This is a genomic window from Aminobacter sp. AP02, assembly GCF_003148805.1.
GTDB lineage: Bacteria > Pseudomonadota > Alphaproteobacteria > Rhizobiales > Rhizobiaceae > Aminobacter.
Genome location: NZ_QGGX01000002.1, coordinates 238,143 through 252,171, shown reverse-complemented (window position 1 = coordinate 252,171; position 14,029 = coordinate 238,143). Strand labels below are relative to the sequence as shown.

Genomic DNA, 14,029 nt, shown 5'->3' with positions numbered 1-14,029 from the left:
CGCCGTGCGCCTTGATTTTGAGGCCTCGTATGCTAGGCCGCGCGTAACCGCGTCTCCCTCCCAGCCGTGAAAGGCCCCCTCGCCATGGCCGTGATTTCCAAGAAGATCCCCGCTCCCGACCTGGTACCGATCCGCCGCGCCTTGCTGTCGGTCTCCGACAAGACCGGCCTGATCGGCTTCGCCCAATGTCTCGCCAATGTCGGTGTCGAGCTGGTCTCCACCGGCGGCACGGCCAAGTCCATCGCCGCCGAGGGAATCGCGGTCCGAGACGTCTCGGAGCTGACCGGCTTTCCCGAGATCATGGATGGCCGCGTCAAGACGCTGCATCCCTCGGTCCATGGGGCGCTTCTGGGTGTCCGCGACGATCCCGAACATGTGGCGGCCATGTCCGAGCACGGCATCCAGCCGATCGACCTTGTCGTGGTGAACCTCTATCCCTTCGAGGAGGTGCGCAATTCCGGCGCGCATTACGCCTCGATCGTCGAGAACATCGACATTGGCGGCCCAGCCATGGTCCGCGCCTCGGCCAAGAACCATGCCTATGTCGCCATCGTCACCGATCCGGCCGACTACAAGGAGGTGCTCGACAGCATCGTCGCCAACAATGGCTGCCTGTCCTACGAGTTCCGCAAGAAGCTCGCTGCCAAAGCCTTTGCGCGCACCGCCGCCTATGACGCAGCGATCTCGGGCTGGTTCGCCGAGGCACTTGAGATCGAAACGCCCGACTGGCGCGCCTTCGGCGGCAAACTGCAGAGCGTCATGCGTTATGGCGAAAACCCCCACCAGTCAGCCGGCTTCTACCTGACCGGCGACAAGCGTCCCGGCGTTGCCACGGCAACCCAGTTGCAGGGCAAGCAGCTCTCCTACAACAACATCAACGATACCGATGCCGCGTTCGAACTCGTCGGCGAGTTCGATCCTGTCCGCACCGCGGCGGTCGCCATCATCAAGCACGCCAATCCGTGCGGCGTCGCCGAAGGCGCCACCCTCGCCGAGGCCTATGCCAAGGCGCTGGCCTGCGATCCGGTTTCGGCGTTCGGCGGCATCGTCGCGCTCAACCGCATCCTTGACGCCGAGGCTGCCGAGGAAATCGTCAAGATCTTCACCGAGGTCATCATCGCGCCTGACGCCACCCCCCAGGCGCAGGCGATCATCGCCGCCAAGAAGAACCTGCGCCTGCTCGTCACCGGCGGCCTGCCCGACCCGGATCGCGCCGGCGTGGCCGTGAAATCGGTTGCCGGCGGCCTGCTCGTCCAGTCGCGCGACAACGCTGTCGTCGATGCGCTGGAACTGCAGGTGGTCACCAAGCGCCAGCCGACCCAGAGCGAACTGGAAGACCTGAAGTTCGCCTTCCGCGTCGCCAAGCACGTCAAGTCGAACGCCATCGTCTATGCCCGCGACCTCGCCACCGTTGGTGTCGGCGCCGGCCAGATGAGCCGCGTCGACTCGGCCCGCATCGCCGCCCGCAAGGCGCTCGACGCGGCTGAAGCAGCCGGCATGGCGGAGCCGTTGACCAAGGGCTCGGTCGTCGCTTCCGACGCATTCTTCCCCTTCGCCGACGGTCTGCTTTCGGCGGTCGAGGCAGGCGCAACCGCCGTCATCCAGCCAGGCGGCTCGATGCGGGACGACGACGTCATATCAGCAGCAGACGAGCATGGCATCGCCATGGTCTTCACGGGCGTGAGGCACTTCCGGCACTGAGGCCTTCACCCTCCCTTGCGGGGAGGGTCGATCCGGCGGTGGATCAGAGCAGGGTGTTCTATTTCACCTCGTCGGCCGGATAGGGCGTGCGCAAGAGCACGGCGAGCCCGACGGCGAAGAAGATGATGATCGTCGCCATGCCGAGGCGTGGCGAACCGCTCAAGGCCGTGACAGTGGCAACCACGAAGGGTGCAACGAAACTCGTCGCCCTGCCCGACAGCGCATAGAGCCCGAAATATCGCCCGGCCTCGTCGGCCGACACGCTTCGCGCCATGTAGGAGCGCGACGACGCCTGCACAGGCCCAAAAGCTATGCCCACCAAAAGCCCGAAGGCGATGTAGGCCTTCTCTGCTGCCGTTCCGAACAGCCCTCCGGTGTCGGCGCCCGGCATCTGCCACAGGCCGAAAAGCGTGTAGCCTGGTCCGGTCGATACGATTCCGACCGTGGCGATGGTCAATAGCACCAGTGAAGCCACCACCACGACCTTGGAACCAAAGCCGGTATCGAGCCGGCTTGCGACCAGGCAGCCGAAGATGGCGACGACGTTCAAGATGATGCCGTAAATGCCGATCTCGGTGATCGACCAGCCAAACATCGCCGCGGCAAAGGCGCCGCCCAGACCCAGCAGCGCGTTGACGCCGTCCTGGTAGATCATGCGGGCAACGAGGAAGCGGAAGATGCCGGTGCGCTGGCGCACTTCACCCAGCGTCGACTTGAGCTCGCTAAGACCAAGGCGCACGGCAGGGCGGATGGCGATGCCCTTGCCGCTGTCCGGCGTGAAGAAGAACATCGGCAGGATGAAGACGAAATACCACAGCGCCGCAATAGGGCCTGTGGCGCGTGCATCCTCGCCGAGCGCGGAATCGAGCCCGAACACGGGCGTTGCGCCGATGATGGTCTTGCCCGTTTCAGGCGATGCCGCCATGAACGCAACGACGAAGATCAGCACGATCATGCCGCCGAGATAGCCAAGGCCCCAGGCGATGTTGGAGACCTTGCCGATCTCTTCTTTGGAAACCAGGCGCGGCATCATCGAATCATTGAAAACGATGGAGAATTCCGCCGCCACCGAAGCGAGCGAAAACAGCAGCACCACCGGCACGAGCGGCGAGCCCGGAGCCGCGTACCAGAGCAGGCAGAGGCTGGTAATCTTGATCGCCGCAAAGAACGCGATCCACGGCTTGCGCGGGCCGGTCTGGTCGGCGATCGAACCAAGCACCGGCGACAATATTGCGATGACGAAGCCTGCCGCGGCAATACCGTAGCCCCAGGCAGCTTGCCCCATGGCTGGATCGGTTGCCATGCGCGCAACGAAATAGGGCCCGAAGATGAAAGTGGTCACCACGGTGAAAAAAGGCTGCGCTGCCCAGTCGAAGAACATCCAGCCCCAGACGCCGCGCCGCGGCGTGCGTTGAACCACCATCGAATCAGCCATCATCCCTCCACCACGCCGCATCAGCGCGGCTTGGAGCTATAGCGCAGTTCGTTCGCTCGGGAAAACGCCTGCCGCCTCAATGGCGGCAGGCCAGGTCGAAAACCGTTATCGGCCCGACAGATCGCTCATCAGCCCGGCGGCAACCGTCAGACGCGACACGGAGATGTCGCCACCTTCCGTCAGCGCCTGCAGCCTTTCGCGGGTGCGGTTGATGCGTTCACCACCCGCTTCGAGCCAGGCCGCGACAGGATCGGGAGCGCTGCCGAAACCGGTCAGCGCCGCAACCGCGATGCCGCGACGTGCCGCACTGATCGTGTCCGATGCCCGCGACAGCGCCAGCCCCTCATAATAGTCGGAGCTCGATATCGCATTGGCGGCGTCTTCGATGCGCGGAATGCGGAACGCCTCGCTGACCCCGAAGAACGCCTTGGCGGCGGCAACGATGTCGGCCTTGGCCGTCTTGGCCACCAGCGCGATGTCGGGCACCAGTTCGCCGACTTCGAGCAGCGACAGCCGCTCGGCCAGCTTCTCCGGTGCCCCGGCCGCGGCGAAGCCCGCCTTGCGCTTCTGGATGCGGTCCTGGGTGAAGGCGGGCAGCATCCCTGCGAACTTGTTTTCGAGAGCCGCGCGCGCCTCATGCAGCTCGGCTATGCGGCTCGCCAGCGGTGCATCGCCGTGGTGGTTGCGGAGATACCAGCCGCTGGTGGCAAAGAGCAGCCGGCTCACCGCCTGATAAAGGTCGAGCTGCGTCATGCCGTCGACAATATTGTCGAGCGCATCGATCTCCGCATAAAGCGCGGGCAGTGCAAAGCCGTCGCGCACCACGGCGAAGACACGTGCCACGTCCGCCGCGGAGCGACCGCTGGCCTCCTGCAGTCGGTTGACGAAGGACGGCCCGCCCCGATTGACCAGGTCGTTGACCAGCACGCGCGTGATGATCTCCCGACGCAGCCGGTGACCGTTGATCTCGGCTTCGTATTTCTTCGACATGCGATCGGGGAAATAGCTCATCAGATCGCGGGCGAACTGCGCATCGTCGGGCAGGTCGCTGGCGACGATATCGGAGAACAGCACGATTTTGGCATAGGCCAAAAGCACGCCGAGCTCGGGCCGGGTCAGCGGCTCGCCGCGCGTCTGGCGCTCGGCAAGTGCTGCGGCACTTGGCAGGTTTTCGACCGCGCGGTCGAGCAGTCCACGCGCCTCGAGCGCGCTTATGAAGCGCCCCTGATGCGCGATGTCCTGGACGCCGCGCCTTGCGGCAAGAGACAGCGCCAGCGTCTGCTCGTAGTTGTTGGCAAGCACCAGGCCCGCCACTTCCTCCGTCATCTCGGCCAGCAGCTTGTTGCGCGCGGGGCGCTGAAGCCCGCCGCTACGCATGGCGGACGCCAACGCGATCTTGATGTTGACCTCGACGTCGGACGAGTTGACCCCGCCCGAATTGTCGATGGCGTCGGAGTTGCAACGTCCCCCCTTGAGCCCGAACTCTATGCGCGCCCGCTGGGTTGCGCCGAGATTTGCGCCTTCGCCGATTACCTTGGCGCGCACCGCGCTTGCGGTGGCGCGGATCGCGTCATTGGCGCGGTCGCCCACTTCCTGGTTGGTTTCGCCGCTGGCTCGCACATAAGTGCCGATCCCGCCGAACCACAGCAGGTCGACAGGCGCGCGCAGGATGGCGCTCATGATCTCGGTCGGCGAAGCAGTGGTCTTGTCGAGACCGATGGCGGCGGCTGCCGCAGTCGGCAGCGTCACCGACTTCTGCGCGCGTGAAACGATCACACCACCCGCCGAGAGCTTCGACTTGTCGTAATCCTGCCAGCTCGAACGAGGCAGGTCGAACATGCGCTTGCGCTCGGCAAACGCCGCCGCCATGTCCGGATCGGGATCGATGAAGATGTCACGGTGGTCGAACGCAGCGATCAGGCGTGTCTGCTCAGACAACAACATGCCGTTGCCGAACACGTCACCCGACATGTCGCCGACGCCGACGACGGTGAAGGGCGTCGTCTGGATATCGCGGTTCATCTCGCGGAAATGCCGCTTCACGGCTTCCCAGGCCCCGCGCGCGGTGATGCCCATCTTCTTGTGGTCGTAGCCGGCCGAACCGCCCGAGGCGAAGGCATCGTCGAGCCAGAAGCCGTGCGCCTCGCTGATGCCGTTGGCGGTATCCGAGAAAGTCGCCGTGCCCTTGTCGGCGGCGACGACGAAATAGGGGTCGTCGACATCGCGCCGCACCACACCCTTCGGCGGCACGACCTTGTCGCCGTCGATATTGTCGGTGATCGACAGCATCGAGGAGACGAAGTTGACATAAGCCGCCCTGCCCGCCTCGAAGGTGGCGTCACGGCTGCCGCCGACAGGCAGGCGCTTGGGGAAGAAGCCGCCCTTGGCGCCGACCGGCACGATCACGGCGTTCTTGACCTGCTGAGCCTTGACCAGTCCCAGCACTTCGGTGCGGTAGTCCTGCGCCCGGTCGGACCAGCGCAAGCCGCCGCGAGCGACCGAGCCAAAGCGCAGATGCACGCCCTCGACTTCGGAGCCATAGACGAAGATCTCACGCCATGGACGTGGCTCGGGCAGCCCGTCGATGCTGCGCGAATCGAGCTTGATCGCCAGCGACTGGCCCTTTTCCTTCTTGCCCGAGACAAAGTGGTTGGTCCGGAGCGACGCCTCGATCAGGTTGACGTAGCGCCTGATGATGGTGTCGTCGTCGATATTCGGAACCGTTTCCAGCGCATCCTTGATCTTGGCCTTGAGGTGCTTGGCGGTGACGAGCCCATCGTTCTCCTGCGCCGGGTCGAGCCTGGCCAGGAACAGCCCATGCAGCCCACGCGCGATATCGGGATAGCGGTTGAGTGCCGCGGCTATGAAATCCTGGCTCTGCGGAATGCCTGCCTGTTGGAGATAGCGGCCATAGGCACGCAGGATCACGATCTGGTTGGAACCGAGCCCCGCCGTCTGGGCCAGCGCGTTGTAGCCATCATTGTCGGCATCGCTGTTCCACACCGACAGGAACACTTCCTCGAACAGCAGGCCGCCGTCGGCGAGGTCGATCGGTTGGCCGTAGGCGTTCTCCAGTTCCATGTCGTGGATGAAGATCTGGTCTTCGCCCTTCTCGCCGAGTTCGAAGGTGCGTTCGCTGATGACGCGGAAACCCATGTTCTCGAGCAGCGGCACGCGCCGTGACAACGCCACCGGCGCGCCGTGGTGATAGATCTTCAGCGAAGCCTGTTCCGGTTTCTGCCCGGTGTCGCGATAGCAGTCGATGACGATCGGATTGCTCCGGCCGACCGTCGAGATCCGCTCGGCATCCAGCAGCGCCGCCGCCGGCGAGAAGCTGTTTTGATAGTCCTGCGGGAAATGCATGGCGACACTGACGAGTGCTGCCGGTGAGCCTGCTTCAGCCGAAGCCTCGCGCAGCCCGTCCTCCCAGGTCGTCACGATGTCGCGGATAGCCGCCTCGATCGCCGCTTGCTCGACCTTCGGCGTCTTGCCGCCGGAACGGCCGATGATGAAATGAACGCGCGCCAGCCCGCCTTCCGGGAAAGCCGGGTAATAGGCCGATAGCCGGCCCTCGAAGACGCTCTTGAGATATGCGCCAATCTTCTCGCGCACCACTGAATCGTAGCGGTCGCGCGGCACGAAAGTCAGCACGGAGACGAAGCGGTCGAACTGGTCGACCCGCACAAGCGCGCGCACGCGTGGCCGCTCGATCAGGCCGAGGATCGCCTCGGCATGCTTGCGCAGCGTCGGCACGGCGATCTGGAACAGTTCGTCACGCGGATAGGATTCGAGCACGTTGGTCAGCGCCTTGCCCGAATGGTCGGCGGGGTCGAAGCCCGACTTCTGGATCACCGTCTCAGCCTTGGAACGCAGATAGGGGATCTTCATCACCGAACGCGTGTAGGCTGTCGACGTAAACAGGCCAACGATGCGCAGTTCGCCCGAAAGCTGGCCCTCGGCGTCGTAGGTCTTGACGCCGATATAGTCGAGATAGGCGCGGCGGTGCACCGCCGACTTGGCATTCGCCTTGGTCACGATCAGCGGTTCCGGACCATGGAGAAACGCGCGGATTTCAGGCGTCGTCGACGTCGCATCGACGGTGTCGCGGCGCAGCACCAGCACATCGGGATCGGCAAGGATGCCGAGCCCGGGCTTGTCGGCGCGCTCGAGCATGCCGCTCTTTTCGCCCCCCGAATACTGGAACTCGCGCATGCCAAGGAAGGTGAAATTGTCGTCGCGCAGCCATTCGAGGAAGGCGATGGCTTCGGTCACAAGGTTCTTGTCGAGCGGGATCGGCGCGTAGCGGAATTCCGAAATTGCCTGGTCGAGCCGCGCCAGCATGCGCTTCCAGTCGGCGACCGCCGCGCGCACCTGGCCGAGCAGCTTCTTCAGCCGTTCGCGTAGCGCCTCCGCCGCTTCCTTGCCTTGTGCCGGAATATGGACATGGATGACACTGACCTTGGCAGCGTCTTCGCCCCTGTGCGTACCGCCGTCGCTCAGGATTTCGTCGACGCCGGTGCGGCCATGACGGACCGTGATCACCGGGTGCGTGACCAGAACCGGCTCGCCGGCCGCCTCGGTGATCTCGCCGAGCACCGAATCGAACAGGAAGGGCATGTTGTCGTTGACGACGGTGACGACAGCTACCGGTCGACCGTGGCGAAGGATGCCGGCGTCGGTGGCGATATCGATCACCGACGAGCCCTTGCGATGCTGGAGCACGGCCTGCTCTGCCAGCTCGGCCGCGCGTTCCAGCATGCCGGGCTCGTAATCGGCCACGTCCTCGGCCGGGGCCCGGGCAAGCAGCAATTCAAGGAGCTGGGGAGGTCTCTCGGAGGATTTGGAGGCGGATGCAGTCTTGGCGGATTTCGCCGTCGACTTCATTGATTCGGACATGACGCTAGTTTCTCCCGTCCCGTCACATGCTTTTACGACTATCGTAGCAGATGGCCCGCCTTTAGCGACAAAGGTTTGACGGAAGGTTGGCAAAAACGCCTAGGCAATGGGCAGAAAGTGCCCATAAATTAGGCTTACGCTGCGTCCCAAAGGGACGCCAATTCCAAAGCCTGACTAAATAAATCGCCTTTCCCTTGCGGCAACGGGAGCAGCCGCGTCCGCCATGGCCGTCGCGCTCACCCGATTCGTGATTCGAATCGCCGGATTGCCGCAGAAATTGGCTGCCTGGCCACCTCAAACACCCAAGCGCGGTCGGTAATGTCGACAGCAGCACCAAAGAACTTCGGAGCGCTTGCCACGGCTGCCGATCATCAACTTTCCGCGACGGGAACCAGCGCGGGTTGCCGATGGCAAGGGATCGGCGAATGAATAGCGCGCGCGCTGGCACGATGCCGGGTGGCCGGCATGTCGGCACGCCACGGAGGAGATGTCATGAGCAAGTTTCTCTTCGTCTATCACGGCGGCGGCAAGCCGGCATCCGAGGCCGAAGGCGCGAAAATCATGAAGGCCTGGACAGACTGGTTCGCCACGCTTGGCGCATCCGTCGTCGACGGCGGGGCTCCGGTCGGCAAGTCGCAGACAGTTGGAGCCAATGGCGCGGTCACCAATGACGGCGGCGCCAATCCGGTCAGCGGCTATACCGTTGTCGACGCGAAGGATCCTGCGGATGCTGCGCGCATCGCCAAGGGTTGCCCGATCCTGGTGGCCGGCGGCTCCGTCGAGGTCGCGCCGATCATTGATATGTGAGTACGAAGAGCACTCGCCGCCGCATGCAAGAAAGGGCGCCTCCAGCGAGACGCCCTTTTGATTGGTGCTGCGTGGCTTATGCCGCGCCCTTCGACTTTTCGAAGCGCTTGCGCTCGTTCGGGTCGAGGTAGAGCTTGCGCAGACGGATGGTCTTCGGCGTCACTTCGACCAGTTCGTCGTCCTGGATCCAGGCCAGCGCGCGTTCCAGCGTCATGCGGATCGGCGGGGTCAGCTTGACTGCCTCGTCCTTGCCGGCGGCGCGGATGTTGGTCAGCTTCTTGCCCTTCAGCACGTTCACTTCGAGGTCGTTGTCACGGCTGTGGATGCCGATGATCATGCCCTGGTAGACCTTCACGCCGGCGTCGATGACCATCGGGCCGCGATCTTCGAGGTTCCACATGGCGTAGGCAACCGACTCGCCCTGCTCGTTGGAGATCAGGACGCCGTTGGTGCGGCCGGGCAGTTCGCCCTTGTAGCCCTGGTACGAGTGGAACAGGCGGTTCATGACGGCTGTGCCGCGCGTGTCGGTCAGAAGTTCCGACTGGTAGCCGATCAGGCCCCGCGTCGGCGCATGGAACACCAGGCGCTGGCGGTTGCCACCCGAAGGACGAAGCTCGACCATCTCGGCCTTGCGCTCCGACATCTTCTGCACGACGACGCCGGCATGCTCCTCGTCGACGTCGATGACGACTTCTTCTATCGGCTCGAGCAGGTTGCCGTCCTCGTCCTTCTGCATGACGACGCGCGGACGCGAAACGGCGAGCTCGAAGCCTTCACGGCGCATGGTCTCGATCAGAACCGCAAGCTGCAATTCGCCACGGCCGGAGACGAAGAACGAATCCTTGTCGGCCGATTCTTCGATCCTGAGCGCGACGTTGCCTTCCGCTTCCTTCATCAGGCGGTCGCGGATGACGCGGCTGGTGACCTTGTCGCCCTCGGTGCCGGCCAGCGGCGAATCGTTGACGATGAAGGACATGGTGACGGTCGGCGGATCGATCGGCTGGGCGGCCATCGGTTCGCTCACCGACGGATCGCAGAACGTGTCGGCGACGGTGCCCTTCGACAAGCCGGCAATGGCGACGATGTCGCCTGCATGGGCTTCGTCGATCGGCTGGCGCTCGATGCCGCGGAACGCGAGGATCTTGGTGACGCGGCCGTTTTCCAGCAGCGAACCGTCATGGTGCAGCACCTTGACCGCCTGGTTCGGCTTCAGCGTGCCCGCCTCGATGCGGCCGGTGATGATGCGGCCGAGGAACGGGTTAGCCTCGAGGATGGTACCGATCATTCGGAACGGGCCGGGGTGAACCGTCGGTGCCGGAACATGCTTGAGCACGAGGTCGAACAGCGGCGCCAGGCCCTGGTCCTTGGGGCCTTCCGGGTTCTCGGAAACCCAGCCATCGCGGCCCGAACCGTAGAGGATGGGGAAGTCGAGCTGCTCGTCGGTGGCGTCGAGCGCCGCAAACAGGTCGAACACCTCGTTGATGACTTCCTGGTGGCGGGCGTCTGGGCGGTCGATCTTGTTGATGACGACGATCGGACGGAGGCCGACCTTGAGGGCCTTGCCGACCACGAACTTGGTCTGCGGCATCGGGCCTTCGGCGGCGTCGACCAGAACGATGGCGCTGTCGACCATCGACAGGATACGCTCGACCTCACCGCCGAAATCGGCGTGGCCCGGCGTGTCGACGATGTTGATGCGGGTGTCCTTCCAGTCGACCGATGTCGCCTTGGCCAGGATGGTGATGCCGCGTTCTTTTTCGATGTCGCCCGAGTCCATCGCGCGCTCCATGACGCGCTGATTTTCACGGAACGAACCGGATTGCTTGAGGAGCGCATCGACGAGCGTGGTCTTGCCATGGTCAACGTGCGCGATGATCGCGATATTGCGGAGGTTCATATGTCTACTCGGGAGCGTTGCGGGCACTGCCTGTCGACGCGCCGCGTTTCGTGTGGGCGGGCTCATACAGGTTTTTTCGCAAATGCGAAAGGGGGGCGGTTAAATCGGCTGATTTTCCGTGCCCCGGCAAGGCTACAAAATGTCGCCCCAGTCGACTCGCCGTGCCGTCTTGAACAGCTCGCCGTCACGCTTGGTAAGCAGCTTTTCGTCGATCGAGCCATTTTCCTGGCACAGCTTCAGCTGGATCTTTCCCGATCCGCCGCGCGCTGGTGCCAGGACCCGTGACCGGAATGCCTCGGCCGGTGTCCGCGACGCGGCCACGAAGATATATTTCTCGTCTTCCCACGGCACGTCGCCGCGTTTGGTCAGGCGATGCAAGCGTGAGCGCGCCACGCGCCGTGAAAAATGGCACCAGTCGGGTTCGATGATCGGACAGGCCTGGCTGTGCGGACAAGGTGCCGCCAGATGCGCGCCCAATTCGACGAGGCGCGAGCGCACCGCCATCATCCGCCGCCAGCCGGCCGGCGTGCCCGGCTCGACGATCACCAGCAAGCCGGTTGTTGCCGCCCACAGCCGCTCGGCCAGCGCCAAGCCTTCGGCCGGTGACAATTCGTCCAGCACATAAGCGAGCGTCACCAGGTCGGCTTTTTCTGCCTGGAAACTCTTGGAGGCATCCGCCGCGCGCCATTCGACATGTTCGACGCCCGAACGATCCGACAATTCCATGCCCACCTTGCGGATCGACTGGCTTGCTTCGAGCATGGTCGCGGAGGCAATTGTCGGCCAGCAGTCCGAAGCCGCCCAAAGTGCCGTGCCGGGACCAGCACCGAGATCGAGCAGGCTCTTCGGCTCGAAATAGGGCATCAACTCGGCAGCGCTTTGCAGGCTGGCTCGAACAGCGGCGAACGTCGCCGGCAGCCGGGTCGCCAGATAGGCATTGGCAAACAGCTCGTCGGACAGGTGCAGCCGCCCGTCTCGAGTCTCGGCACGATAACGGCTCGACAAAATGTCGGCTGCGCGCTGCAGCTCGGCGAGCGCCACGCCCTCGAGAGCCCGGTCGACGGCAGCCCGCAATGTTGCTGGTAGTTCCATATGTCGTTTTAGATCCGCACTAGCTCAGGCGTTTCAGGCCCGGCGGAGCAAACCAGCCTGACCTGAAGCGTGCGACCTACACCAGGCCGCGCTTTTCCATCATCGCCTCGGGCGACGGCATCTTGCCGCGGAAGGCCTTGTAGAGTTCTTCCGGATCGGCCGAGCCACCGGCCGAATAGATATACTTGCGCAGCTTCTCGGCCATATCAGGGTTGAACGCGTCGCCCGTCTCCTCAAAGGCGGCGAAGGCGTCGGCGTCGAGCACCTCCGACCACATGTAGGAGTAATAGCCGGCGGAATAGCCTTCGCCCGAGAACACATGCAGGAAGTGAGGCGTGCGGTGACGCATGACGATCGCTTCGGGCATGCCAAGCTTTTCCAGCGTCTCGGCCTCGAACGCCGCTGGCTCGGCAGGAGCATCCGGTCGGGCGTGATAGGCCATGTCGACCAGCGCCGAAGAGGTGAACTCGACGGTAGCGAAACCAGCCCCAAAGGTCTTGGCCGCCAGCATCTTGTCGAGCAACTCCTTCGGCATCGGCTTGCCCGTCTTGTAGTGCAGCGCGTGCTTTTCCAGCACCGCCGGCACCGTCAGCCAGTGCTCGTAGAGCTGCGACGGCAGCTCGACGAAGTCGCGGCTCACGGAGGTGCCCGCGACCGACGGCCAGGTGACGTCGGTCAGCATGCCGTGCAGCGCATGGCCGAACTCGTGGAACAGCGTCTTCGCCTCGTCCAACGACAGCAGCGCCGGCTCGCCTGCCGCAGGCTTGGCGAAGTTCATGATGTTGTAGATGATCGGCGTCGAGCCCTTGCCCAGCTTGTAGCCCGACTGGAGCGCGCTCATCCAGGCGCCCGAGCGCTTCGACTGCCTGGCGAAATAGTCGGCGAGGAACAGCCCGCGCTTGCTGCCGTCGGCGTTGAACACCTCGAACACCCTGGCATCGGGATGCCAGGCGGCGATGCCGGGCACTTCCTTGAAGGTAATGCCGAACAGCCGGGTCGCGACATCGAAGCAGGCATCGATGATCTTTTCGAGCTGGAGATACGGCTTCAGCTCGGCCTCATCAAAGGCGTATTTCTCGGCCCGCAGCTTCTCCTGGTAGAAACGCCAGTCCCAGGCGGCGAGCTTGTCGTTGCTGCCTGCGCTCGCTGCCAGGCGCTGCAATTCGGTCTCGTCGGCGGCGGCCTTCTCGCGCGCCTTGTTCCACACCGGCTCCAGAAGCTCCATCACCGCCTTGGGCGTCTTGGCCATGGTGTCGTCGAGCTTGAGCGCGGCATAGCTGCCGTAACCGAGCAACCTGGCCTTTTCGGCGCGCAGGCTCAGCGTGTCGCGCACAACGGCCGCATTGTCCGTCTCGCCGCCTGTTTCACCGCGCCCGGCGAAGGCATTGAACGCCTTTTCGCGCAGGTCGCGCCGCTCGGAGAAGGTGGTGAAGGGCTCGTAGATCGAGCGCGACAGGGTGACGGCATACTTGCCCTTCTGGCCGCGAGCCTCCGCCGCCTGGGCCATCGCCCCGCGTAAGAAGTCCGGCAGCCCGTCGAGGTCGGCCTCGTCGAGAAACAGCACCCATTCCTTTTCGTCGGCGAGCACGTTCTGGCCGAACTTGGCGCCCAGCGAGGCGAGTTCTTCGTTGATCGCAGCGAGCCGCTTCTTGCCTTCGGGGTCGAGCCTGGCGCCCGACCGGACAAAACCCTTCCAGGTCTTTTCAAGCACACGCAACGCCTCGGCATCGAGGCAGAGCGAGAGGCGGCGGGCGTAGAGATCGTCGATACGGGCAAACAGCTTCTCGTTCATCGAAATCGCCGAGAAATGCCTGGCCATCTTCGGCGAAATTTCGCGCTCCATGGCCTGGATTGCGTCATTGGTATGCGCCCCGGCGCGGCACCAGAAGATCGACGAGACATGGTCGAGCGGCTCGCCCGCCAATTCCAGCGCTTCGAGCGTATTGGCAATCGTGGCCGGCTCGGCATTGTTGGCGATTGCCTCGACCTCGGCGGCGTGCGCGGCAAGGGCCGCATCGAACACCGGCCCGAAATCGCCGTCTTCGATCCTGGTGAAATCCGGCAGGCCAAGCAGCCCGGCCCAATGGGTCAGTGGATGACGCGCGAGATCGATCTGAGCAGACATGAAGCGATTCCTTGATAACTGCGAACAGCCTCGATGTAGGGCCGTACCTGAGGCTGCGCAACCGGATTGACTCGTC

At 64.1% G+C, this 14,029-nt stretch carries 7 protein-coding genes; 2 read left to right on the top strand and 5 right to left on the bottom strand.

Annotation, left to right across the window (positions count from 1 at the left end; translation table 11 throughout):
- The first annotated feature begins 84 nt into the window (after positions 1 to 84).
- Positions 85 to 1,701: a bifunctional phosphoribosylaminoimidazolecarboxamide formyltransferase/IMP cyclohydrolase gene (gene purH, locus C8K44_RS03155; protein ID WP_109574293.1), complete on the top strand. Its 1,617-nt coding sequence runs from the start codon at positions 85 to 87 to the stop codon at positions 1,699 to 1,701.
- 58 nt (positions 1,702 to 1,759) lie between these two features.
- Here purH and C8K44_RS03150 read toward each other — a convergent pair whose 3' ends face one another.
- Entirely contained in the window at positions 1,760 to 3,139 is a 1,380-nt protein-coding gene (locus C8K44_RS03150; protein ID WP_109574292.1) for an MFS transporter, read from the bottom strand.
- Positions 3,140 to 3,241: 102 nt separating this feature from the next.
- Complete coding sequence (locus C8K44_RS03145) at positions 3,242 to 8,032, bottom strand: NAD-glutamate dehydrogenase (protein ID WP_109574291.1); 4,791 nt, start codon at positions 8,030 to 8,032, stop codon at positions 3,242 to 3,244.
- Between the two features lie 492 nt (positions 8,033 to 8,524).
- On the opposite strand from C8K44_RS03145, the gene C8K44_RS03140 reads away from it, so the two are divergent.
- Positions 8,525 to 8,839, top strand: coding sequence for a YciI family protein (locus C8K44_RS03140; RefSeq protein ID WP_109574290.1), 315 nt, complete (start codon positions 8,525 to 8,527; stop codon positions 8,837 to 8,839).
- A gap of 76 nt (positions 8,840 to 8,915) precedes the next feature.
- Here C8K44_RS03140 and typA read toward each other — a convergent pair whose 3' ends face one another.
- The 3 genes from typA to C8K44_RS03125 form a co-directional block, all read right to left on the bottom strand.
- Positions 8,916 to 10,736: a translational GTPase TypA gene (typA, locus tag C8K44_RS03135; protein WP_109574289.1), complete on the bottom strand. Its 1,821-nt coding sequence runs from the start codon at positions 10,734 to 10,736 to the stop codon at positions 8,916 to 8,918.
- 132 nt (positions 10,737 to 10,868) lie between these two features.
- Positions 10,869 to 11,828 (bottom strand): small ribosomal subunit Rsm22 family protein, encoded by a 960-nt coding sequence (locus C8K44_RS03130; RefSeq protein WP_109574288.1) that lies wholly within the window; start codon positions 11,826 to 11,828, stop codon positions 10,869 to 10,871.
- Between the two features lie 76 nt (positions 11,829 to 11,904).
- Positions 11,905 to 13,953 carry a M3 family metallopeptidase gene (locus C8K44_RS03125; RefSeq protein ID WP_109574287.1) on the bottom strand — a complete coding sequence of 683 codons (2,049 nt, stop codon included), beginning with the start codon at positions 13,951 to 13,953 and terminating at the stop codon, positions 11,905 to 11,907.
- Positions 13,954 to 14,029 lie beyond the last annotated feature (76 nt).

What these genes read in the sequence shown, in the direction of transcription:
- purH (WP_109574293.1), top strand. Translation starts at nt 85, where the DNA reads ATGGCCGTGATTTCCAAGAAGATCCCCGCTCCCGACCTGGTACCGATC.
- C8K44_RS03150 (WP_109574292.1), bottom strand. Translation starts at nt 3,139, where the DNA reads ATGATGGCTGATTCGATGGTGGTTCAACGCACGCCGCGGCGCGGCGTC.
- C8K44_RS03145 (WP_109574291.1), bottom strand. Translation starts at nt 8,032, where the DNA reads ATGTCCGAATCAATGAAGTCGACGGCGAAATCCGCCAAGACTGCATCC.
- C8K44_RS03140 (WP_109574290.1), top strand. Translation starts at nt 8,525, where the DNA reads ATGAGCAAGTTTCTCTTCGTCTATCACGGCGGCGGCAAGCCGGCATCC.
- typA (WP_109574289.1), bottom strand. Translation starts at nt 10,736, where the DNA reads ATGAACCTCCGCAATATCGCGATCATCGCGCACGTTGACCATGGCAAG.
- C8K44_RS03130 (WP_109574288.1), bottom strand. Translation starts at nt 11,828, where the DNA reads ATGGAACTACCAGCAACATTGCGGGCTGCCGTCGACCGGGCTCTCGAG.
- C8K44_RS03125 (WP_109574287.1), bottom strand. Translation starts at nt 13,953, where the DNA reads ATGTCTGCTCAGATCGATCTCGCGCGTCATCCACTGACCCATTGGGCC.